Annotated in this window: 22 protein-coding genes; 19 read left to right on the top strand and 3 right to left on the bottom strand. The window is 33.1% G+C overall.

Features of this window, described 5'->3' with window-relative positions:
* Positions 1-187: 187 nt before the first annotated feature.
* The 11 genes from gltX (at position 188) to H3U96_RS06480 (ending at position 10,971) form a co-directional block, all read left to right on the top strand.
* A complete protein-coding gene (gene gltX, locus H3U96_RS06530) occupies positions 188-1,618 on the top strand; it encodes a glutamate--tRNA ligase (RefSeq protein ID WP_086321139.1) in 1,431 nt (476 codons plus the stop codon).
* Between the two features lie 58 nt (positions 1,619-1,676).
* Entirely contained in the window at positions 1,677-3,281 is a 1,605-nt protein-coding gene (locus tag H3U96_RS06525; RefSeq protein ID WP_086357491.1) for a YdbH domain-containing protein, read from the top strand.
* 18 nt (positions 3,282-3,299) lie between these two features.
* Positions 3,300-3,485 (top strand): YnbE family lipoprotein, encoded by a 186-nt coding sequence (locus tag H3U96_RS06520; RefSeq protein ID WP_173795303.1) that lies wholly within the window; start codon positions 3,300-3,302, stop codon positions 3,483-3,485.
* 141 nt (positions 3,486-3,626) lie between these two features.
* Positions 3,627-3,971, top strand: coding sequence for a YdbL family protein (locus tag H3U96_RS06515; protein WP_065577938.1), 345 nt, complete (start codon positions 3,627-3,629; stop codon positions 3,969-3,971).
* A gap of 164 nt (positions 3,972-4,135) precedes the next feature.
* Positions 4,136-5,809, top strand: a complete 1,674-nt coding sequence (asnB, locus tag H3U96_RS06510) for an asparagine synthase B (RefSeq protein WP_086357492.1) — start codon at positions 4,136-4,138, stop codon at positions 5,807-5,809.
* 340 nt (positions 5,810-6,149) lie between these two features.
* Positions 6,150-7,130, top strand: a complete 981-nt coding sequence (locus H3U96_RS06505) for a D-isomer specific 2-hydroxyacid dehydrogenase family protein (RefSeq protein WP_065577936.1) — start codon at positions 6,150-6,152, stop codon at positions 7,128-7,130.
* 61 nt (positions 7,131-7,191) lie between these two features.
* Positions 7,192-8,016, top strand: a complete 825-nt coding sequence (locus H3U96_RS06500) for a PTS sugar transporter subunit IIC (protein ID WP_065577972.1) — start codon at positions 7,192-7,194, stop codon at positions 8,014-8,016.
* Positions 8,017-8,059: 43 nt separating this feature from the next.
* A complete protein-coding gene (locus tag H3U96_RS06495) occupies positions 8,060-8,920 on the top strand; it encodes a PTS system mannose/fructose/sorbose family transporter subunit IID (protein ID WP_065577935.1) in 861 nt (286 codons plus the stop codon).
* Positions 8,921-8,958: 38 nt separating this feature from the next.
* Entirely contained in the window at positions 8,959-9,456 is a 498-nt protein-coding gene (locus H3U96_RS06490; RefSeq protein ID WP_065577934.1) for a PTS sugar transporter subunit IIB, read from the top strand.
* 15 nt (positions 9,457-9,471) lie between these two features.
* Positions 9,472-9,915 carry a PTS sugar transporter subunit IIA gene (locus tag H3U96_RS06485; protein WP_065651396.1) on the top strand — a complete coding sequence of 148 codons (444 nt, stop codon included), beginning with the start codon at positions 9,472-9,474 and terminating at the stop codon, positions 9,913-9,915.
* Between the two features lie 120 nt (positions 9,916-10,035).
* The gene (locus H3U96_RS06480) at positions 10,036-10,971 is read left to right on the top strand and encodes a hypothetical protein (RefSeq protein WP_086365264.1); all 936 of its coding nucleotides are present in this window, start codon (positions 10,036-10,038) and stop codon (positions 10,969-10,971) included.
* A gap of 70 nt (positions 10,972-11,041) precedes the next feature.
* On the opposite strand, the gene satP is transcribed toward H3U96_RS06480, so the two are convergent.
* On the bottom strand, positions 11,042-11,620 hold the full coding sequence (gene satP / locus H3U96_RS06475; protein WP_034903495.1) for an acetate uptake transporter: 579 nt from the start codon (positions 11,618-11,620) through the stop codon (positions 11,042-11,044).
* Positions 11,621-11,847: 227 nt separating this feature from the next.
* On the opposite strand from satP, the gene dnaK reads away from it, so the two are divergent.
* The 4 genes from dnaK (at position 11,848) to H3U96_RS06455 (ending at position 16,348) form a co-directional block, all read left to right on the top strand.
* Positions 11,848-13,767, top strand: a complete 1,920-nt coding sequence (gene dnaK, locus H3U96_RS06470; RefSeq protein ID WP_034903492.1) for a molecular chaperone DnaK — start codon at positions 11,848-11,850, stop codon at positions 13,765-13,767.
* A gap of 126 nt (positions 13,768-13,893) precedes the next feature.
* Positions 13,894-15,024, top strand: a complete 1,131-nt coding sequence (gene dnaJ, locus H3U96_RS06465; RefSeq protein WP_065577931.1) for a molecular chaperone DnaJ — start codon at positions 13,894-13,896, stop codon at positions 15,022-15,024.
* A gap of 194 nt (positions 15,025-15,218) precedes the next feature.
* Complete coding sequence (locus tag H3U96_RS06460; protein ID WP_086360505.1) at positions 15,219-15,716, top strand: MarR family winged helix-turn-helix transcriptional regulator; 498 nt, start codon at positions 15,219-15,221, stop codon at positions 15,714-15,716.
* On the top strand, positions 15,713-16,348 hold the full coding sequence (locus tag H3U96_RS06455; protein WP_086360504.1) for a peroxiredoxin-like family protein: 636 nt from the start codon (positions 15,713-15,715) through the stop codon (positions 16,346-16,348). Before H3U96_RS06460 ends, H3U96_RS06455 begins: the two co-directional genes overlap by 4 nt.
* A 379-nt stretch (positions 16,349-16,727) precedes the next feature.
* On the opposite strand, the gene H3U96_RS06450 is transcribed toward H3U96_RS06455, so the two are convergent.
* Positions 16,728-19,424 (bottom strand): sigma 54-interacting transcriptional regulator, encoded by a 2,697-nt coding sequence (locus tag H3U96_RS06450; RefSeq protein WP_086360503.1) that lies wholly within the window; start codon positions 19,422-19,424, stop codon positions 16,728-16,730.
* Between the two features lie 170 nt (positions 19,425-19,594).
* Here H3U96_RS06450 and H3U96_RS06445 point away from each other — a divergent pair, with 170 nt between their 5' ends.
* From H3U96_RS06445 to H3U96_RS06430, 4 genes are read left to right on the top strand one after another with little or no spacing between them, the layout of a single operon-like run.
* Positions 19,595-19,900: a PTS lactose/cellobiose transporter subunit IIA gene (locus tag H3U96_RS06445; protein ID WP_034902898.1), complete on the top strand. Its 306-nt coding sequence runs from the start codon at positions 19,595-19,597 to the stop codon at positions 19,898-19,900.
* Between the two features lie 17 nt (positions 19,901-19,917).
* Complete coding sequence (locus H3U96_RS06440; protein ID WP_065651389.1) at positions 19,918-20,226, top strand: PTS sugar transporter subunit IIB; 309 nt, start codon at positions 19,918-19,920, stop codon at positions 20,224-20,226.
* A gap of 16 nt (positions 20,227-20,242) precedes the next feature.
* A complete protein-coding gene (locus H3U96_RS06435) occupies positions 20,243-21,511 on the top strand; it encodes a PTS sugar transporter subunit IIC (protein ID WP_165755069.1) in 1,269 nt (422 codons plus the stop codon).
* Positions 21,512-21,514: 3 nt separating this feature from the next.
* Positions 21,515-22,570, top strand: a complete 1,056-nt coding sequence (locus tag H3U96_RS06430) for a tyrosine-protein phosphatase (RefSeq protein WP_086360501.1) — start codon at positions 21,515-21,517, stop codon at positions 22,568-22,570.
* Positions 22,571-22,630: 60 nt separating this feature from the next.
* Here the strand turns inward: H3U96_RS06430 and grcA are convergent, their stop codons facing one another.
* Positions 22,631-23,014, bottom strand: a complete 384-nt coding sequence (gene grcA / locus H3U96_RS06425; protein WP_065577925.1) for an autonomous glycyl radical cofactor GrcA — start codon at positions 23,012-23,014, stop codon at positions 22,631-22,633.
* Positions 23,015-23,039: the final 25 nt, after the last annotated feature.

The following is a 23,039-nucleotide window of genomic DNA, read 5'->3' as shown; positions in this document are numbered from 1 at the left end:
GTTGTTAATTTTATGCTATTAGCGGTGGCTTGCCGAAACCTTTTGGCATGTTAGAATAATCAATTAAATTGAATTTATTACAAAATGTTAGTGCTTTTCTCATTTATGAGAAGAGTTTAAATAAAGAAGAGCGCGAGCAACGAATTGACGTTTGAGTGTTCTTTTTTGTTATTAATAGGATTATTTCATGAAAATTAAAACCCGTTTTGCACCGAGCCCAACCGGTTACTTACATGTGGGTGGTGCCCGTACAGCACTTTATTCTTGGCTATATACTCGCCATGCACAAGGTGCATTCGTATTACGTATTGAAGATACCGATCTTGAGCGTTCAACGCCAGAAGCGATTGAAGCGATTATGGAAGGAATGAATTGGTTGAAATTATCATGGGATGAAGGCCCATATTTTCAAACTAAACGCTTTGATCGTTACAATCAAGTGATTGACGAAATGTTGGCGAATGGAACGGCTTATCGTTGTTATTGTTCAAAAGAGCGCCTAGAAAAATTGCGTGAAGAGCAAATGGCTAAAGGCGAAAAAGCGCGTTATGATGGTCATTGCCGCTGTGATGAAGTGCAAAAACAACATTCCCATAGCGAACCGCATGTTGTTCGTTTTGCTAATCCGGTTGATGGCGTTGTGATATTCAATGATTTAATTCGTGGACCGATCGAAATTGCCAATAAAGAGCTTGATGATCTCATAATTCGTCGTACTGATGGATCACCAACTTATAATTTTTGTGTCGTGGTAGACGATTGGGATATGGAAATTACTCATGTTATTCGTGGTGAAGATCATATTAATAATACCCCTCGACAAATTAATATACTTAAAGCGCTTGGTGCACCATTACCTGAATATGGTCACGTATCGATGATTTTAGGTGATGATGGGCAAAAATTATCTAAACGTCATGGTGCGGTAAGTGTTATGCAATATCGTGATGATGGTTATTTGCCAGAAGCATTATTAAATTATCTAGTTAGACTAGGTTGGTCTCATGGTGATCAAGAGATATTCTCGGTGCCAGAAATGGTGAGTTACTTTTCTTTAGATGCAGTCAGTAAGTCGGCAAGTGCATTTAATACTGAAAAATTACTTTGGTTAAATCATCATTATATTAATCATTTAGATGCTGATTATGTCGCGCAACATTTAGTTTGGCATATGAATCAACAAGGTTATGATTTAACTCAAGGCCCAGATTTGATTACTATCGTCAAATTATTTGGCGAACGTTGTAAAACATTGAAAGAAATGGCTGAATCAAGTTGCTATTGTTATCAAGATTTTGCTGAGTTTGATGCTGATGCGGCTAAAAAGCATTTGCGCCCTGTTGCCAAAGAGCCATTAGAAGTGGTTAAGGCTAAAATTGAAGCAATTTCTGATTTTGATTGGCAAATAGATAAAATTCATCATGCCATTGAAGCAACAGCAGCAGAGCTTGAGGTTGGTATGGGTAAAGTTGGTATGCCTCTTCGGGTTGCTGTAACCGGAATTGGTCAATCACCTTCAGTTGATGCTACTGTTTATGCGGTTGGAAAAAAACGCACCTTAGCCCGTATAGATAAAGCATTGGCTTATATTGCTAACAGAGAACAAACTCAAGCATAATCTCATTTAATCGCCGATAATAACTCGGCGATTCACTTTATCTTGTTGAGAGTTTATTATGGCTCGCTTAAAGAAACGTTATTGGATTCCGTCGTTTATACTGTTGATTATAATCATAGTAGGTTTATCTGGATGGCGTTATTGGTTAGCATTTAAGGATGAATATAATCTTTCGATAGACTGGCAAGGTATTAACATCAGCTGGGATGGTTTATTTTTTGCTGAACTAAATATTGCTCAGCCATCACAATTATCAGTAACAGCCAGCGATGTGAAAATATCATGGTCACAGCTAAGCGCTAAAAATATCGATATCTATTGGCAAAAAGCCGATTTAACCAATACACAAGCTGTAGCGAAGGTTGCTGATGATCAATTACAACAACTTGATCAATCTACTTTTGAACCTTCATTGATCTCAACTATTATTGCCTGGTTACCAACAAATATTAACATTGAACATTTAACATTACACCAGCAAGATAGTGAGTTATTTAATCTGAAAGTTGCAGTAGTTAAAAATCAAAATACTTTGCAACTCAATTTAGCCAGTAACACTCAGGATATGGCAACGCTTGCTGCTGATATCTCATTTAATCAATTAAATTCATCAATTGAAATTGAAAATGGTGTTTTGACCACATCCTTATCGTATTTTGGTATTGAAAAAGGTAGTTTAACTTTACCATTCAGCGGTGTTTTAACCGATAAGCTATTTACTTTAAAGAGTACCGATAAAGCACAAGTTAATATTGAAAAAGCGAACTTCTTCGATGATTTAATTATTAAACCATTAATCGGAAAATTAACACTTGATGCAGTATTGCCTATTCCATTTAAAGCTAATCAAGTTAGCGTCAAATCAACATTAACAATTAATAAATTTGACGGCATATATAAAGCTAGCGAATTTAAATCCGCCTTGGGGGATATAAATCTTTTATTTAACAATAATCAATTTACTGTTACAACTTCAGCATTAACCATTCAACAAGTGAATATTGGTGTTATTTTTGAAAAAATAAAATTAGCTGGAAGTTATTCAGCATCTTTAGCTGCACCAAATAAAGGAGTTGTAAAATGGCAATTAGCACAAGCAGCTATTTTTTCTGGCTCTGTTTCTCTTGATAAAGGGCAATTGAATTTAGCAAAATTACCCCAAAAATTTACTTTAAGGTTAAAAAAGATACAGTTAAAAGATATTTTTACAAAATATCCCGCCGAAGGCTTAGCTGGAGAAGGGGCGATAGATGGTGTTTTACCGATTACTTTATTACCTTCTACTAAAAAAGGCACTGCTTTGACCGAAGTTATTATCAAAAATGGTCAATTAGTAACGGTTAATGAGGGCTTTTTACGGTTTGAAAATTCAGCATTGCAAAATTATGCACAAGCCAATCCTAATATGAAAATTCTCACTGATATTATTAAAAATTTTCATTATACTAAATTGTCAGGTACGGTTAATTATGCTAATGAGATTGCTAAGTTAGGATTAAATATCCAAGGCAATAACCGAGATGTTGAGAATGGTAAAGCAGTAAATTTAAATATTAATCTTGAAGAAAATATTGCAAAATTGTTGATAAGTTTACAACTTTCCGATCAGATTAACGAACCCATACGAAAACGTATTGAAGCGTATTTGAAAAGGAAATCTTGATAGATAAGAGGCTATATTATGCTAAAAAATATGATTACTATTATCGTGTGTAGCGCAGTATTAATTGGCTGTACACCAACGGTCAAGGTACAAGCGCCAAATGAACCAATTAATATCAATTTGAATGTTAAGATTGATCATGAAATTAATATTAAAGTTGATAAAGCCTTAGATAACATTATCAATAAATCAGGTTTATACTAAATTAATATTATTATCGGTCGTTATTTACAAATAATGTCATGAATCTAAAAAATTACTCTTGCGGAACATAAGATGATTTTTTAATAAATTTTACACATATTTAATACAATTTAATATGATGTATTTAATAAGGGGGTTATTATGAATATCTATAAAAAAGCAACGATAGCATTATTATCAATAATATTAGCTTTACCAGTTTTTGCTTTAAATTTAGATCAGGCAATTAATGAATTAAGTCAAGCCAAAGCTAATGGGTTGGTTGGTGAACAAGCTGATGGTTACCTAGGCGTGGTCAAAAATGAAGGTAATGCTAGTGAAATTGCTCAATTAATTAATCAGGCTCGTAAACAAGAGTATCAAAAAGTATCAGCTCAAAGTAATGTGCCATTAGTGGAAGTTCAAAATAGAGCAGGAACTAAAGCACAAGAAAAAACACCAGCTGGTCAATATATTAAACAACAAGGGCAGTGGTTAAAAAAATAATAGCAAACTTTATTACAACAATAGAAAAAGTATAATGATATTGTACTTTAATTGTTAACCAATAATGTGTATGCTGTTATTTTTATGCTTTGCTTGTAATAATATTTAAAATAAGTTTTATTTGTAAATAGTATCGCTTTGGCGATTTTAAATGGAGAAAATCAATGTGTTCGATTTTAGGTATTCTTGATATTAAATCAGATCCAGAACAACTACGAACAAAAGCATTAGAACTATCAAGTCTACAACGTCATCGTGGACCTGACTGGTCTGGTATTTTTGCTTCTGATAAAGCTATTTTAGCTCATGAACGTTTATCAATTGTAGATGTTAATACAGGATCTCAACCGCTTTATAATAAAGACAAAACCCTAGTTTTAGCGGTAAATGGCGAAATTTATAATCATCAAGAACTCCGAAATCAGTACAAAGATCGTTATGAATTTCAGACAGGATCTGACTGTGAAGTTATCCTAGCCTTATATCAAGAAAAAGGTATTAACTGTCTTGATGATTTACAAGGTATGTTTGCGTTTATTCTTTATGATATTAATAAAGGTACCTATTTTATTGGTCGTGATCATATCGGTATAATCCCAATGTATATGGGATATGATGAAAACGGCACATTTTATGTTGCCTCTGAAATGAAAGCATTGGTCCCAGTTTGTAAAACTATTGAGGCTTTCCCTCCTGGTTGTTATTTATCTAGCACTGAAGGTGAAATTAAAACCTACTACAAACGAGATTGGATGGAATATGATAATGTCAAAGATAATAAGACAGATATCAATGAGCTTCGTATAGCATTAGAAGAGTCAGTAAAAAGCCATCTTATGTCTGATGTTCCTTATGGTGTTTTACTATCTGGTGGACTTGATTCTTCAGTTATCTCTGCGATTACTAAAAAGTTTTCTGCGCGTCGAGTTGAGGATCATGAAAAATCAGAAGCATGGTGGCCACAATTACACTCATTTGCGGTTGGTTTAAAAGGTGCACCTGATCTTAAAGCTGCTCAAGCCGTTGCTGATCATTTAGGTACTGTTCACCACGAAATTAACTTCACAATACAAGAAGGAATTGATGCAATTCGTGATGTAATTTATTACATTGAAACTTATGATGTAACAACGATTCGTGCCTCAACACCGATGTACTTAATGGCAAGAAAAATTAAAGCTATGGGCATTAAAATGGTTTTATCAGGTGAAGGTGCTGATGAAGTATTTGGTGGTTATCTCTATTTCCATAAAGCGCCAAATGCTCAAGAATTCCATGAAGAAACTGTGCGTAAATTAGCGGCACTGCATATGTATGACTGTGCGCGAGCTAATAAAGCAATGGCTGCTTGGGGCGTTGAAGCTCGGGTACCATTCTTAGATAAAAAATTCTTAGATGTTGCTATGCGTATTAACCCACAAGATAAAATGTGTGGTAGTAACGGTAAGATGGAAAAACACATTGTTCGTGAAGCATTTGAATCTTATTTACCAGCATCAGTGGTTTGGCGTCAAAAAGAGCAATTCTCTGACGGTGTAGGTTATAGTTGGATCGATACCTTAAAAGAGATTGCCGAAAGCAAAATTACCGATCAACAGTTGGAAAATGCAAAATTCCGTTTCCCGTACAATACACCAGCTTCAAAAGAAGCTTATATGTATCGTGAAATTTTTGATGAATTATTCCCAGTTGAAAGTGCTGCACATTGCGTACCTGGTGGTCCAACAGTAGCTTGTTCAACAGCTAAAGCGATCGAATGGGATGAGTCATTTAAAAATCTAAATGATCCATCAGGTCGTGCAGCGGTTGGTGTACATAATGATGCTTATAAAAAATAGTATTAACTAATTAAATCTGAAAAAAGGGCATTATGCCCTTTTTTTATATCTAAATAATTTGTTAAAAATTTTCATATCTAGATTATATAATTATGAAAATGGTTAATATAATAAACAGATTATTTTCCAATTCTATTCTTTTTATTCATTCAGTTTGCTATCTAATAATCATAGAAAATAATTTTTTATTAAATATGTGATCTAAATTCACTTTTTTAAAAAGTTTATAAACTATACTAAATGTTACCAGTCACATTGAGGCTGAATGGAAATAAAATAATATTTATATTCCTATAAATAACTTTATATAAGTATATAAATCATGAATTAGGAGCATTGAGTGAAAAATTATAAAATCGCTATAATCAACTCAAGTAGTTTTGGAAAATATTTTCCTAATCATTTAGAAAGATTAGAAAAAATAGGTGAAGTAAAACATTTTACTTTTGAAAATAATATTCCAGGGAAGGAATTAGCTGAAGCATTGCAAGATTTTAATATTGTTATTGCCAGTGTCCGTCCTTTTTTTAGCAAAGAGTTTTTTGATAATAAAAAACAACCGCTACTATTACTTTCCCGTCATGGCATCGGATTTAATAATGTTGATGTTGTTGCTGCCAAAGAGCATGGCACAATAGTTACTATCGTACCTCCTTTGGTTGAACGTGATGCTGTTGCTGAAAATGCAGTGACTAATTTACTTGCATTAATTAGACAAACAGTTCAATCACAAGAAGCGGTTAAGTCAAATGAATGGAAGAAAAGAGCCTCTTTTTTAGGTATCAATGTTACGGGTAAAGTAATTGGTATTATTGGCTGTGGCAACATTGGTAGTCGCGTGGCAGAAATTTTCAAACATGGATTTAATGCTCGCCTATTGGTGGTTGACCCAAAAGTTAATGTCGATTGGGCTAACAAAAATAATATTGAAATTGTTGAGTTAGATTATTTACTGCAAAATGCAGATATCATCTCGTTAAATGCCTCATTAAATGAAACTAGTTATCATATTTTAAAAGCGCCACAATTTTCTTTGATGAAAAAAGGCGTTTATATAACTAACACTGCTCGAGCCGAATTAATTGATGAAACTGCACTTTTAAATGCGCTCGATAATGGCACTGTAGCTGGTCACGCAACAGATGTCATGTATGTTGAACCTTCATACAGTGATCATCCTTTAGTTAAACATCCTAAAGTTCTTGTTACGCCGCATACTTCTGCTTATGCAATTGAATGTCTGCAAGGTATGGGGGAAAAATGTGTACAAGATGTAGAAAATTTTGTTAATAACTTAGAGCTACAATCGGTGGTTTCTTAATCATTTAACTGAAACTAACTAATTAATTATAAAAATAGTAAGGAGTTTATATATGCAAGAAATGCATGTAACGTTTCTTCAAGCAGCTATTATATCAATATGGGTTGCAATGGTAATGTCTCGGGGTCTAGGTGGTGCTACTTTAACGTTGCGATTTACACCAATGATGACCGGTTTAATCGTTGGGATTGTGTTTAATGACATTCCTAATGCAATGATAACAACAGCAGCTATTCAGTTGATTTATATGGGTGTTTTTTCGCCTGGTGGGCAAATGCCATCAGAACCAGCTATAGCAACAGCAGTTGCTGTCACCGTCGCACTGTTGGGTAAAATGGAACCAAAAGCTGCTGTTGCTGTGGCAGTACCGGTAGGATTATTAGGATCTTACTTGTATCAATTAAGATTTTTCTTTAATACCATGATTATGAAATTAACAGAAAAATATGCCGAAGAAGCTAATAGTAAAGGATTAACCTTTTCTATCATCGTGTTACCAATAATTTGTAGCTTTGCATTGTTCATACCGTTTATGTTTGTTGCGTTATATTTTGGGGCACCAATTATTGCTGATGTAATTAAATCGAATGCCGGAGGACTAGTTTTCCATATTCTTAATGTAATTGGTGACGGTCTTGCTGCTGTGGGTATTGCGTTAACCATTTATGTTATTGGTAAAAAAAGCTACATCATTTTCTTCTTACTTGCCTATTTTATGGCGGTTATTGCCAAACCACTAAATGTTACCATGGTAACTTACGCAATAGTTGGTGCAATAGTTGCGTTTATTTTTGTTCTTGCAAAAAATGAAGCAGTAAATTCTGCGGTAGATCAACCTAGAAATAATTCAAATAATAACAATCAAGTTGATGACGATGATTATTAATCATTAGTTATTTGATTAATAAATTAGAAAGAGGAATTTTATAATGACAGAAATAGTACAAGAAAGTATTGATCTAAAGCCAGAAACGATTACTAAAAAAGATATCACATTTGCATGGTTACGTTGGTATTATGCCAATGAAATTCCACACTCATTTGACCGTTATCTTGCGGCATCATTAATGTGGGGATTAATGCCAATTCTTAAAAAGTTATATAAATCAAAAAGTGAATTAGCTGCTGCTTATCAACGGCATTTGTTATTTTTTAATACTCAAATTACGTGGGGGGGTGGAACAATTTCAGGAATTATGGCTTCACTAGAAGCGGTGCGTGCTGATGAAGTTTATCAAAACAAACCGATTAGTATCGACAATGATGTGCTTTATAACACTAAAGCCGGTTTAATGGGAGCCTTGGCTGGTATCGGGGATGCGATTGACTCGGGTACTATACAATATATTTTTATTGCCATCGCATTACCTTGGGCGCAAGAAGGTTTAGCGATAGGTGCATTGTTCCCATTTGTTGCATTTGTTTTATATCAACTATTTGTTGGTTACTATTTTGCCCAATTAGGATTTAAATTAGGTAGAAATGCGGCAACAGAAGTCGTTGGTAATAAGATGCAGATGATCATAGAAGCCTTATCTATTTTAGGTCTATTTATGATGGGTATTTTAGCTGCAAGCTATATTAAAGTTTCCTCTAGTTTAAAATTTACCTTATCTGGTAAAGATTTCATTATACAAGATACATTGGATAAGATTCTACCTGGAGTATTACCGCTTGTTGTTGTAATGGGACTGTACTTTTATTTTTCTAAGAAAGGTTTGAAAGTAACTAGAGCATTAATTGGGCTAACTGTTATTCTTGGTGTTTTAGCAGCAATTGGTATTTTATAAAAATAATTAAATATAAATAATAATAGAGGTTTTAAATTATGGGAAAAGTTGTTTTAGCTCGAGTAGATAGTCGTCTGATTCATGGACAAGTCGCAACAAATGTTTCAAAAGCAGCCGGCGCTAATGCTTTATTTGTTGCAGATGATTATTCGGCAAATGATGAATTCACCAAAAATATTATTCTTGGCGCAGGTGCCAGCACTGGTCATAAAATTAGAGTATTAAAAGAAGATGGTGCGGTTAGGTATTGGAACGATCGTCAATATGATGATTTTAACGTTATTTTAATTACTAAAAATATTGAAGTAATGTATAAAATTATTAAATCTGGCGTACCTGTAACTAATCTTAATATTGGCGGTTTACCACTGGTACCAGGGGCAACCTCAATCATTAAAGAAGTATCGATTAATAAAGAGCAACTCGATTTATTAATTGATTTACAAAATAGTTTTCCGAATATGGATATTTATTGCCAAGCAACGCCTTCATTAAAGAAAGTACCTTTAAGTGAAGTAATTAAAATGTTTGAATAATATAGGATTAATAATATGATCGGTGTTTTATTAGTTAGCCATGGAAGTATGGCGGCTGGAATAAAAGACAGTGTGAAAATGATTGTTGGAGAACAAAGCCAATTTGAATCATTATCACTTAATCCTGGACAAGATATAAATCAGTTAAAAACTGATTTATTCAATTGTTCAAAATCTTTAGATTCTGGCGATGGTGTTCTTATATTTGTCGACCTTTATGGCGCATCTCCATATAATGCTTCGATGCAATGCGTTCCACAATGGAATGAGCTTGGTATGAATGTTCGAGTCATTACTGGTATGAGTCTGCCTATGGTAATTAATGCAGTATGTAATAGAGATTCTGTGTCATTGAATGATCTTACTGCCGAATGTATCGAGGCTGGGCATGAAAATATTCAAGATGCCATTGCCAACATATCTCAATCAAACAACAATGAAAATGATGATGACTATTAATGTAATAACTAATTTAATGTTATTAAGTTAATTTTTATCTTAATCTATTTATAGTTAATATGATTTTAAAAATCATATTAACTATATTGTCTAACTTTATTTAAAAATAGTTTATTAATAATGGAAATATTGAAAGATCTGATTTTACGATATGGCATCATATTTGGTAAAAGGTTTAATCCAAAAGAGAAAATCTCTTTTTTAAGGGTAATATCTAAGGAATTAGCGCCATTAGGTTATCAAGTGGATGCGAAACTATCTAAATTAAAATTAGCAACTAGACGTTATCAAAATTATTATAATGCTTATATCGGCGATCTTAATAAAGCAGAGGTCGTTATTTGTACTAATTACGATACAGGCATCAATAATTTTAATTTGCAGAAAACGTATGCTTTTCAATCACAATTTAGTAAGCTAACTTACTTTATTAGTGTTGCCCCGTTTATATTTTTATTCATTGCATCATTAATATTAAATTACCTCGTTTTTTTACCTGATATCCGTATTAATGGCTTTTTTAGTGTTTCTGGCATTTCAGCTATAGTTTCAACAGTGCTATTGTTTTTCTTAATTGCCAAATTTAAAAGTGGCATTCCAAACACTAAAAATTTCGTTTGTAATTCATCAAGTATTATTACTATTATTAATCTTATTAATAAGTTAGATAAAAAAGAAAAGAAAAAAATTGCTTTTGTTCTTTATGATGGCGGCAATAGTGGCCAATATGGTTTAAAAATGTTAGAAAGCTATGCTAAACAAATCAAAGATAAAAAATTTATTTTCTTGGATAGTATTGCCAATGGTGATGATTTAGTTTTTTTTAAACCACAAGGATCTGATCTAAATATAGCGGATGTTCATTTTCATGATGGGAGTATTGAAACTCAATTACCTAATTACATTATGATCACATCAGGTCATATAAATGAAGATAATAAAATTCTTATAAAAAATGCTCACTCGTCTAAAGATAATTATTTATCTGATGAAAGATTAGAAAAACATACACAATCGCTACGAGATGTATGCCGAGCATTGATGAATGAAAAATGATAATGGATTGTTGCGGAAAAGAACTTGATACCTACCGATAGAATTGGGTAGGTATCAAAATTGAGATGAACTAATGTGTAGCGCCTTTTGCTGCACCAATAGGTAGAATTGTACGACCAAATTGTTCATTTAGAACTTCAGCCATCGCAAGATAAATTGCACTCGCACCACAAATTATGCCTTCAAAACCAGCAATATGAATAATGTCATGGTTACCAGAAATATTACCAATTGCTAATAGAGCGAATAAAATGGTTAAGCTGGCAAAAACAAATTGTAATGCTCGATTAGCTTTTAATGTACCAATAAACATAAATGCGGTAAAAATACCCCACAGTGCTAGAAAAATCCCTAAAAAAGTTGCATCGGTAGGTGCAGTTGCTGGTGAAGTAGGTAAATACCAAATACCAACTAAAGCAATCCAAAAGAAACCGTATGAAGTAAACGCGGTTGTTCCGAAGGTATTTCCTTTACGGAATTCTAAAATTCCTGCGATTACTTGGGCTAATCCACCATAAAAAATACCCATAGAAACGATTGCCGTCATAACTGGAAAAAATCCTGCATTATGAATATTTAATAAAATTGTAGTCATACCAAAACCCATTAGTCCAAGTGGACCTGGATTTGCAAGTTTTATTTGTTCCATAAGGATCCTATAAATTAATCTTAGTAAAAAAGAGCGGCAATAATAAGTGTTGAAAAGCTGATAATCAAGATTTTGTAAAAAATAATTTTGTATCACCCCTTGATATTAATAATATTGTTCCCATTTATGTGAAAACAAAAACATTTCTTTATCTAAAATGGGACTTGAAAACGATGTTGTCAGTCTTATATATAAGAAATAAAATACAGGTTTGAGGAGAAAAGATTATGGGTAAAATTATTGGTATCGATTTAGGTACAACAAATTCATGTGTTGCAGTAATGGATAATGGTCAAGCAAAAGTATTAGAAAATGCCGAGGGTGATCGCACAACCCCTTCCATCATTGCTTACACTCAAGATGGTGAAATCTTAGTTGGTCAACCAGCTAAACGCCAAGCCGTAACCAATCCACAAAATACATTATTTGCAATTAAACGTTTAATCGGTCGTCGTTATGAAGATGCTGAAGTACAACGTGATGTTGGTATTATGCCATATAAAATTGTTAAAGCTGATAATGGTGATGCTTGGGTTGATGTTAAAGGTCAAAAAATTGCTCCACCGCAAATTTCTGCTGAAGTATTAAAGAAAATGAAGAAAACTGCAGAAGATTATCTTGGTGAGCCTGTGACAGAAGCAGTTATTACTGTTCCTGCTTATTTTAATGATGCACAACGTCAAGCAACCAAAGATGCTGGTCGTATTGCCGGTTTAGATGTAAAACGTATTATCAACGAGCCAACCGCAGCAGCGTTAGCTTATGGTTTAGATAAAGATGTTGGTAACCGTACTATTGCTGTATATGACCTTGGTGGTGGTACTTTTGATATCTCAATTATCGAAATTGATGAAGTTGATGGTGAAAAAACATTTGAAGTATTAGCAACAAATGGTGATACTCACTTAGGTGGTGAAGACTTTGACTCACGTTTAATTAACTATTTAGTTGACGAATTCAAACGTGAACAAGGATTTGATCTTAAAAATGATCCATTAGCAATGCAACGTTTAAAAGAAGCTGCTGAAAAAGCGAAAATTGAATTATCATCAGCTCAACAAACTGATATTAACTTACCGTATATTACTGCTGATGCAAGTGGGCCAAAACACTTAAATATCAAAGTGACTCGCGCTAAACTTGAATCATTAGTTGAAGATTTAGTTAAACGTTCAATGGAACCTGTTAAAACAGCATTAAAAGATGCCGGTCTTAGTGTCTCTGATATTAAAGATGTCATCTTAGTTGGTGGTCAAACACGTATGCCAATGGTTCAAAAAGCTGTTGCAGATTTCTTTGGTAAAGAACCACGTAAAGACGTTAACCCTGATGAAGCAGTAGCTGTTGGTGCCGCAGTACAAGGTGGTGTATTAGGTGGTGATGTTAAAGATGTATTATTACTTGACGTAACACCATTATCATTAGGTATTGAAACAATGGGTGGTGTAATGACTACCTTAATTGAGAAAAACACGACTATCCCAACAAAACATAGTCAAGTATTCTCAACTGCTGAAGATAATCAATCAGCCGTAACTATCCATGTATTACAAGGTGAACGTAAACGTGCAAGTGACAATAAATCATTAGGTCAATTTAACCTTGATGGTATTCAAGCTGCACCACGTGGTATGCCACAAATCGAAGTAACCTTTGATATCGATGCTGATGGTATTTTGCATGTATCAGCAAAAGATAAAAATACTGGTCGTGAGCAAAACATTACCATTAAGGCTTCTTCAGGATTAAGCGAAGAAGAGATCCAAAAAATGGTAAATGATGCTGAAGCAAATGCTGATGCAGACCGTAAATTTGAAGAATTAGCTCAAATTCGTAACCAAGCTGATCATCTTGTTCACTCAACTCGTAAACAAGTGACTGAAGCTGGTGATCAATTATCAGCTGATGATAAAACAGCTATTGAAAGTGCTGTGAGTGATTTAGAAAATGCCGCTCGCGGTGAAGACAAAGCAGAGATCGAAGCTAAAATTAATGCATTAATGGAAGCTTCAAAAAAATTACTTGAGTTAGCTCAACAACAAGCTCAAGCAGATCAATCTGCAGGTCAAGCAAATAGCGGAAGTGCTGCAGGACAAGATGATGTTGTTGATGCAGACTTCAAAGAAGTTGATGATGAAAAAAAATAAGCATTAACTGATATGTTTTTTAATGAGTTATTGCAACGAGTTTTAAACATGTAAAACATTAAACGGGCGCGAGGTAACTCAAGCCCGTTTAGTTGTTTATATAATGATTAAATTTAAAGGTTAATTATGGCGAAGAAAGATTATTATGAAACATTAGGCGTGAGTAAAAATGCCAGTGAAACTGAGATAAAAAAAGCCTACAAACGCCTAGCCATGAAATATCATCCGGATAAAAATCAGGATAACAAAGCTGAAGCTGAAGCAAAATTCAAAGAAGTTAAAGAAGCTTATGAAATCTTAACCGATCCACAAAAGAAAGCTGCTTATGATCAGTATGGCCATGCTGCTTTTGAACAAGGGCAAGGTGGCGCTGGTGGTTTCGGCGGATTTGGTGGTTTTGGAGGCGGTTCTGCATTTGATGATATCTTCAGTGATTTCTTCGGTGGTGGCCGAGGACGAGGTCAAGCAGCATCGCGTGGTAATGACTTACAATATAATATTTCATTAACATTAGAAGAAGCTGCTAGCGGTGTAAGCAAAGAGATTAAAGTACCAACTTGGGTTAATTGTGATGTTTGCCATGGTCAAGGAACTGAAAAAGCTTCAGATGTTGTAACTTGTAATACCTGTCACGGTGCTGGTGTTGTGCAAATGCGACAAGGCTTTTTTGCCGTACAGCAAGAGTGTCCGACTTGTCATGGGCGTGGAAAAGTGGTTAAAAATCCATGTAAGAAATGTCATGGTGAAGGACGTGTTCAAAAAACTAAAACACTTTCTGTTACTATTCCTGCTGGGGTTGATACAGGAAACCGTATTCGACTTTCAGGTGAAGGTGAAGCTGGATTAAACGGTGCACCTGCTGGTGACTTATATGTACAAGTACAAGTAAAACCGCATGCAATCTTTGAGCGAGATGGCACTAATTTACATTGTGAAATTCCAATTAATATTGTGTTAGCATCACTTGGTGGTGAGGTTGAAGTACCGACCCTGAACGGTAAAGTTAGCCTAACCATACCGGCCGAAACACAAACCGGTAAAATGTTTAGATTACGTGGAAAAGGCATTAAATCATTACGAGGCAGTGCTGTAGGTGATCTCTATTGCCATGTTGCAGTTGAAACACCAGTTAATCTAACTAGCAAACAAAAAGAGTTATTAAAAGAGTTAGGCGAAAGTTTTAAATCGGATAAAAACTCAAAACACAGTCCAAAAGAAAAAAGCTTTCTTGATAAAGTGAAGAAATTTTTTGGATAACATTCGTTATTGATTATACAATCGAGCCTTATGATTAAGGCTCGATTTTTTTATTCTATTGATATCTTAATATTTTTCATTTCAGTTAACTTTAATTTTTCCTTTATTATTAAATATTCATAATTTGACATTAAGTCATATAGTATTTAATATATCTAATTAGTAAGGGGGCTAACTAATTTGGAGGATAATACATGCAACTCGAAAATCGCTATTTATCTTTTTGCAATATTTTGAAAAAACAAAATACGGTTGATTTAGAAAAGATTAGAACATGTTTTACATTATTATCTGTTGCTAATCTGATCGATATAGAGTGTGCTAAACGTCTTGATAAATATCATCTTTCAGAAAGTCGACTAATTATTTTAGTTTTACTGAAAGAATACCAAGAATTATCTTTGCAAGAAATTGCCAAATTATTAGGAATAACTAAAGCTTCAACAACAACACTTGTCAGCTCTTTAATTAATGATGGGTTAGTGTCAAAGAGAAATGATGAAAATGACAAAAGAATTTCAATCATTTGTTTAACCTCAGCAGGAATGGATTTATTAACGGAAACGTTAAACGAACACAGTGTTTGGATCGAAAAAATCACTAATAACTTATCTGATAATGATGTTGCTATATTCAGAAAAGTACTAAGCCAAATTCATGAAAATGTATCAAAAAAGGAAATTATTAAATGAAAGTAATCGAAGACTTAAAAATATTAAGACAAGATCTATTAACACAATTACCCCCAGATGTTCTAAATATGTTAAATAACTCATTAACTGATATGTTAAATGAAAAACTAGATAGTCATGCTTTACAATGTGGCGATATTGCACCAGACTTTTCACTAATATCAACTGATAATGAAGAAATCAATTTATATAAATTACTGGAAACCAAACCCGTAATTATTAGTTTCTTTCGAGGTAGTTGGTGCCCGTTCTGTGTAAAAGAATTAGAACATTTTCAAAATAACTTAGAATTGATGCAAAAAAATGCACATTTCATTGCTATTTCACCGCAGAAAGCTGCAATTAGTGGACAGTTAAAAAAAGAAAAATCGATGTCGATAACGATACTATCAGATATTAAAAACAACATAGCTAACCAATTTGGTTTAGTATTCACATTACCTGAAAAAATGCGAGAATTATATAAGAGTTTAGGTGCTAATTTATTGGATTTTAATGATGATGATAGTTATACATTACCAATACCAGCAACTTATTTAATTGGGCAAGATAAAAAGGTTTATTTTGCTTATGTTAATGCTAATTATATGGAACGAGCTGATATATCTGAATTAATAAATGTATTAAAGTAATAAAAATTTAAATTTATCTAGCAATATGAAATGTTACTAATCTGATATAAAAAGGGATAATATTTATATTATCCCTTTTTATATTAAATTTAATTAAAACTATAAAGTTACATTTTAGTTGTGAGAACATACGCAATAACATAACGCTATTGTTCTGATGTGAGTGAGTTATAAGGTAACAGCTTGTGAAGATAAAGAAAAAAGCCTATATTGGCCTATACTTTATCTTCGCAATATTGGGGATTTTAATATTAATTTGCTCATCTTTTTGTTGGCAAAAAACAGGCCTAATTTTTAAATAACCTCATAACCGCCCGTGATATTACGGGCTTTATCGATCAGGTCATATCAGGAGTATGGCTTCATATTGCCATTTTTTCTAAAGGTGGTTAAAGAATTTTAATATATAGCAGATCTCCTCTTCAGGAATGGTAATTTTATATTTTTCTTCGAAGACAACTAATTCATCTTTAATAATTGAATATTCATTCCTATACTTACGAATATAATTTTGTTTATCAATAAATTTAACCTTGCTCTGCTCGCCATTAATTATCTGTTCAAGCATACAAGCGATATGCATAACCAGTCCAATCAAAGTATTATTTGATACTCTAATATTAAATTTACGGGTTATATTTTCATTAAAATGCTTAATATCGGTTAGTAAATCGCGTGGTTCAATATTGGATAAAATATTCGAAAGTGTTTTTTCGATTAAAGAGTAAATGGTTTCAATATCAATTAATTGCTGTAATTTCTTAATATTGTCCGGATAAATTAATGATGTTAAATCGAATTGGCTTATTGAAGTATTAAAATTAAATGGGCTCACTATAGCAACAATCGTATGGCTTTGCTGAATTTCTTCGATTTCTTTAAATAATTTATCATCTTCGTGAGATAAACTAAGTGCAATAATGTCTAAGATATTTTGTCGATATGAAAGTACATTATTTAATAAATCTATGGTGATATTGGTACTTTTATTCGGCACATTAATAATTAAAATGGCTAATTTTTTATTAACTAAACTCTCTTCTTGCGGTGCTGATACTAATGGTGCTTGATTAAGCATATGAATTTGTAAGACATTCTCATATACTTCTTCTAAGCAATATCCATTCATTGCATTTTGAATTGCCTCAATCACATGTAAAGTACTAACCAGTTGAATTGTTTTGGTTTTAATATTACATTTTGCCTCTATCTCTTCACCAAAATTTTTCAAAGATCCCATATCAACCAGTAATAGCATGTCTGATTTATTTTTAGTTAATTGAATATGGTTAATAATTTTTTCGAGAATTTTTTGTGGCAATTCATCAAGTGGCACATCAAAAGCAAGTGCATATTCAATGTTAAGTAAGTCATGTGCTGTTTTCGTGATTGACGTTGCGGTTTTATCTCCGTGAGCAATAACGACAATTTGCACATTATTTGAAGGTAAAATAGGATTATTAGTACCATATATAAAAAACATGGCCAGATAAGCAGCTTCATCAATGGGCAGTGTCGTATCCATAATGTGTTCAATCATTGTGAGACAATCAAGTGCAGCATTAAATTGATTTGGATAATTCGTTCGGATTTTATTTAATTGCGGATGACTAATCTTTTGATTGCTATTTATTCGCTTTAATGTCTGTTCGATATGGTTAGCTAAACTATAATAAATACGATTATTAAAGCTGCACTGTAAACTGTTTTCAGCCTGTTCAATTAAGGCTTCAGTTAAACGTAATACTTTAGTTGAAATTATATTTTTCAACTTATTCTTATCATATTTTTTAGTATTATTATAAATATAGGTATAAAAATAATCCTGAATCTCTTGTTCAATTTCTTCTTCGAGTTCGAAATTTCCCCTACCTTGTGTTTTTAATTCAGCGATTTTTCGATTTACGATATCGTAGATATCATTAGATTTATTATTTTCATATAGGATCTTATTATCTTCTCCCTGAAATATAATATTTTTTCGATTAATACCAATGATTTTATTCCACGTTTGGCGATGTTGTGTTTCAATCAATAATGCTTCACTGATATGATTTGGTAATAGAGCACTATTAATATAAATATACTCTGAATTACTGTAGGAAATATGTTTGGCATAGGCGGCTGCACAAATAAAACGAATATCAGCTTCAAGTTGCCCTATATTATTAGGGCAGTTATAGCCTAACAAAGCGCGAAGGGCATTACTTGATACGACAATTTTTTCTTTTAATTGTGCCGATTCGGTATTAAAGAAATTTTGAATTAGATTAAATCTTTCCTCAAAAGTTCTTGCTCTTAAAGGCGGAATGGTTAAATTCATAGGAAAGCGACGAGTAAATGTACGCAATAATGCTGAATTCGGATCTTCTGTCGTTGCGGCAATAATGCGAACTTGTGCTGTTCGTTCTACGGTATCACCTAGTCGTCTAAAAAGGCCTTTATCAATAAAAGTAAAAAATATTTCTTGTCCTTCTGGTGGTAAACGGTGAACTTCATCTAAAAATAACAGTCCGGTGTGCGCCTTTTCAACTAAACCTTCACGATCATCGATTGCACCACTATAGGCACCTTTTTTACAGCCGAATAATTGGGTTAAAAGTAATTGTGGATTTGAAGCGTAATCAGCACAATTAAAGTGGATAAATGGCGCATCAGGACTAATTTTATTGACACTTTTAGCATAGTTATAAATCAGTTCGGCAAACAGTGATTTTCCAACTCCTGTCTCACCAGTAATTAAAATATTCATACCATGAGGAGGATAAAATATAGCTGCTTTAGCTTGTTCAATCAAGGTATGCAAACTGGTGCTAGATTCGATAAAATTTTTGAATTCACCAAATTTGAAATTTGGTTTGTTTTCGGTTTTTATCGAAGATTTAGCAATAGAATATTTGACAGGTTTTCCTTTATCTTTAACCACTTTTCCTTGCTTAATAAGCTGATTTAATTCGTGGCTAACATTTGCCCGAGAATAATTCAGTAATGTGGCAAGTTCAGAAGTAGTAACTCCTTCACTGTTTTTTAGCGTTAATTCCTGTAATTTTTGGAAAATAATCTCAATTCTTAACATTTCACATCCTAATGTGTTTTAGCAAATCTATTCCTTAATGTGTATTAAAACACATAAAAACACATTAGTAACTTAAAAAATTAATTATTGATTATTTTTAATTTATTTTGTTTTGGCACGGTTATTGCTGTTATTTATTACATGAAATATATCAAACTGAGGAAAAATTAATGAATGAGTATGAAGAGATTGTAATGCAACTAATTACCAATAGCGGTGATGCAAGAAGTCGCTGCCTAAAAGCAATTAGAGCTGCTCGTAAAGGTAATTTTGAACAAGCCGATAGTTTAATTGAAGAAGTAAAAAAATTTTTAGCTATTGCACATAAAACACAGACTGAATTAATTCAAAACGAGATTCAGGGTAATCATATTCCAGTTTCGTTACTGATTATTCATGCTCAAGATCACTTAATGAATGCAATTTCAATGCGAGATTTAGCCATTGAAATTATAGAAATATTAAAAGATAAATAATTAAAGGGGTAATTAATATGACTTATAACATTATGCTAGCTTGTATGGGTGGATTCTCTACCAGTATGTTAGTCAAAAAAATGAAAGAGTCTGCGGAAAAGATCGGTATTGATGTCAATATTAATGCAGTAAGCGAAACTGAATTAGATCAATATGATGATCTGGACATTATTATGTTAGGACCGCAAATAGAGTATATCTATGAAAACTTAAAAAAACAGTATGACATCCCGATAGTGGTTATTGATTCTCTAGACTATGGAACGATGAATGGTGAAAAGGTATTAAAAACAGCCTTAGAAATTTTAGAGAATGGAATCAGCTAATAAGAGAGATTTTATTATGATAAATAATAAAGAAACATTAATGAGTTTTAGAGCAAAATTGCAAAAAGTTATTGGCTCTATTCAATCAAGCTATTCTGTGCAAGCTGTTTCAAGTGGCATGATGATGCTATTACCGGTCATGATGGTAGGCTCGATTGTTGCGGTTTTAAATAGTTTAAATATAGAATCTTATCAGGCAGTATTAGTGGCAACAGGATTGAAATCCGCTTTTAAAGTTGCTTCAGTAGTCACCATGAACGTGATTTCACTCTATGTCGTAGTGGCTATTTCGTATAAGATGGCAGAATTACATAAAAAAGATGGTATTTTAGCTGCATTAATGGGGCTAATGGCTTTCCTTTTTATCACTCCAATGAAAACCAACGGTATTGCAGCCATTGATCTCTTGTATGTTGGTTCAAGAGGAATGATTGTTGCGATGTTAGTAGGATTATTTGCTACACGTTTTTATATTTTCTTACTTAATCGTAAACTAACGATAAAAATGCCTGAGTCAGTACCTGATTTTGTCTCAAAATCTTTTTCCAGTCTTATTCCCGCATTTATTATTGCCGTAGTCTTTGCTCTAATTAATGCGTTAGTTGGTCTTACAGAATTTGATAATGTACATAATTTAATTTATTCCATAATTCAAGTACCGCTTCAAGGCTTAGGTGCAAGTTTAGCAGCAGCGTTATTAATTGTATTTTTAGCGGAATTTTTATGGTTCTTTGGTATTCATGGTTCAATGGCGACTTCGGCTATCTTATATGCCTTATTCTATCCTTTTGATATCGCTAATTTAGAAGCATTTCAAGCAGGTCAGGCATTACCATTTATTGTCACAATGACATTTATTAATGCACAAAAAGGACCGCGTTATTTGGCATTATCTATTTTATTAGTACGCTGTAAGAGCCAACAAATGAAAAGTTTAGGTAAGATTGGTTTTATACCTGGTTGCTTTGGTATTAGTGAGCCTTATAAATTTGGTTTACCTATGGTATTAAATCCAATTTTATTTTTACCGTTGATTTTTGCTGGAACAATTAATGTCGGCTTATCTTATTTTGCTACATTGATTGGTATTATTCCTCGTGTTAATGGTATGCCTCTACCAACGGCTGGAACACCAGAAATTATTAAAGGATTTATGATTGGTGGTTGGCAAATGGCAATATGGCATGTGGTATTATTGGTTGTTGCTATGTTGGTTTACTTTCCTTTTGTTCGTTACATGGATAAACAAAAACTCAGTATTGAACAAGCGGCAACGGAGAAATAATAGATGCACAATAATATTATAGTTAATGCAGTTGAACGATTATCACCAAACCGTGTGCGTCTAAGTTGGCAATCACCACCAAAGTCGCATGAGGTAAAAATTTATTTGAGTGATAGTGCTGATATAAAAAATGCAGAAAAAACTATCCTTACCCAAACAACACAATCAAGCATTGATTTAGATATTCTTGATGATAGGCGTTGCTATTTTATCCTTGATATTAATGGTCAAAATTATGTGACTGCTGAACGTGTTCTACCATTGGAAGGTGCAAATAATTTTCGTGATATTGGTGGCTATAGAACTGGTGATGGTAAAACTGTTAGATGGGGTAATCTTTATCGTTCAGATCATTTACATAATTTGACAGATAAGGATATCGCATATTTAAATACAGCAAATTTTCATACTATTATTGATTATCGTAATGAAAAGGAATACAGCAAACAGCCCAATCGCTTGTGGAATAATCAGCTAAATACACTTCGTTTAATTCCCGATGCATCTTCAGCAGAATTAGCTGCTAAGGCTAGTAATGATCATGAAAAAATACAGGAACTCATTAGTTTAAGCCAAAGCAAAAATGGCAAAATGGTTATTGATGGTTCTGGGCTAATTATGCAAGAACAAAATCGTGATTTTATCCGTAATCCTGAAACCGCCAAAATATATAGAGAACTTGTTGATATTATTTTAGATAGCCGAAACTTAGCTATAGTACAACATTGTCGAGGAGGTAAAGATAGAACCGGTTTCGGTATAGCTATTATATTAGCTATTTTAGGTGTTGATGAACAAACTATATTATTAGATTATGCAATGACAAGTGAATTAAGGTATTCGCGTAATATGCGTAGAATGGAGAAATATAAAAAAGAGACCGATAATGCTGAAATATTAGCTTTTTTGTATTCTATGATGGAAGCGCGTAGTAGTTACCTTGAAGCTGCATTTGATGAAATGCGTACAAGATTCGGCTCAATTGCGGAATATTTAACTAAAGCGTTAAAAATAACAGAAAGCGAGAGAGAAAAGATAAAACAAAATTATCTCTATTAAAAAAATTAACCCAGTATTAAACTGGGTTAATCTAATTTACACTATTTTATACTCTGTAAATTACATTTTAGTAGTAAATGTACGAGCAATAACGTCACGTTGTTGTTCAGCAGTTAGTGAGTTAAAACGAACTGCATAACCAGAAACACGAATTGTTAATTGTGGGTATTTTTCTGGATGTTGTACTGCATCTTCTAATGTTTCACGACGAAGTACGTTTACATTTAAATGTTGACCACCTTCAACTTTAATTGTTGGTGCTACATCTAATGGAACTTCACGATATTCGAATTGACCAAGTTCCGCAGTTGGGACGATTTGATCTTCTTTGTAAACTGATTTAGCAGCAACACAACGAGCTTCTTTGGTTAAATCATCTAATAACCAGAAAGAGTTAAGTAGTGCTTGATTGTCTGCTTTAGTAATTTGGATACCTGTAATCATTTTTTAATCCTCCTAATGGATCTGG

Source organism: Gilliamella sp. M0364, from assembly GCF_016100565.1.
Lineage (GTDB): Bacteria > Pseudomonadota > Gammaproteobacteria > Enterobacterales > Orbaceae > Gilliamella > Gilliamella apis.
This window is presented reverse-complemented; position numbering and strand designations above follow the sequence as displayed.

Bases quoted from the DNA above. Each gene is read 5' to 3' on its own strand.
- H3U96_RS06440 (WP_065651389.1), top strand. From the start codon at position 19,918: ATGACTTATAACATTATGCTAGCTTGTATGGGTGGATTCTCTACCAGT.
- gltX (WP_086321139.1), top strand. From the start codon at position 188: ATGAAAATTAAAACCCGTTTTGCACCGAGCCCAACCGGTTACTTACAT.
- H3U96_RS06445 (WP_034902898.1), top strand. From the start codon at position 19,595: ATGAATGAGTATGAAGAGATTGTAATGCAACTAATTACCAATAGCGGT.
- H3U96_RS06490 (WP_065577934.1), top strand. From the start codon at position 8,959: ATGGGAAAAGTTGTTTTAGCTCGAGTAGATAGTCGTCTGATTCATGGA.
- H3U96_RS06430 (WP_086360501.1), top strand. From the start codon at position 21,515: ATGCACAATAATATTATAGTTAATGCAGTTGAACGATTATCACCAAAC.
- H3U96_RS06500 (WP_065577972.1), top strand. From the start codon at position 7,192: ATGCATGTAACGTTTCTTCAAGCAGCTATTATATCAATATGGGTTGCA.
- H3U96_RS06455 (WP_086360504.1), top strand. From the start codon at position 15,713: ATGAAAGTAATCGAAGACTTAAAAATATTAAGACAAGATCTATTAACA.
- H3U96_RS06520 (WP_173795303.1), top strand. From the start codon at position 3,300: ATGCTAAAAAATATGATTACTATTATCGTGTGTAGCGCAGTATTAATT.
- grcA (WP_065577925.1), bottom strand. From the start codon at position 23,014: ATGATTACAGGTATCCAAATTACTAAAGCAGACAATCAAGCACTACTT.
- H3U96_RS06515 (WP_065577938.1), top strand. From the start codon at position 3,627: ATGAATATCTATAAAAAAGCAACGATAGCATTATTATCAATAATATTA.
- dnaK (WP_034903492.1), top strand. From the start codon at position 11,848: ATGGGTAAAATTATTGGTATCGATTTAGGTACAACAAATTCATGTGTT.
- H3U96_RS06480 (WP_086365264.1), top strand. From the start codon at position 10,036: ATGGAAATATTGAAAGATCTGATTTTACGATATGGCATCATATTTGGT.
- satP (WP_034903495.1), bottom strand. From the start codon at position 11,620: ATGGAACAAATAAAACTTGCAAATCCAGGTCCACTTGGACTAATGGGT.
- H3U96_RS06495 (WP_065577935.1), top strand. From the start codon at position 8,060: ATGACAGAAATAGTACAAGAAAGTATTGATCTAAAGCCAGAAACGATT.
- asnB (WP_086357492.1), top strand. From the start codon at position 4,136: ATGTGTTCGATTTTAGGTATTCTTGATATTAAATCAGATCCAGAACAA.
- H3U96_RS06450 (WP_086360503.1), bottom strand. From the start codon at position 19,424: ATGTTAAGAATTGAGATTATTTTCCAAAAATTACAGGAATTAACGCTA.
- H3U96_RS06485 (WP_065651396.1), top strand. From the start codon at position 9,472: ATGATCGGTGTTTTATTAGTTAGCCATGGAAGTATGGCGGCTGGAATA.
- H3U96_RS06460 (WP_086360505.1), top strand. From the start codon at position 15,219: ATGCAACTCGAAAATCGCTATTTATCTTTTTGCAATATTTTGAAAAAA.
- H3U96_RS06525 (WP_086357491.1), top strand. From the start codon at position 1,677: ATGGCTCGCTTAAAGAAACGTTATTGGATTCCGTCGTTTATACTGTTG.
- dnaJ (WP_065577931.1), top strand. From the start codon at position 13,894: ATGGCGAAGAAAGATTATTATGAAACATTAGGCGTGAGTAAAAATGCC.
- H3U96_RS06435 (WP_165755069.1), top strand. From the start codon at position 20,243: ATGATAAATAATAAAGAAACATTAATGAGTTTTAGAGCAAAATTGCAA.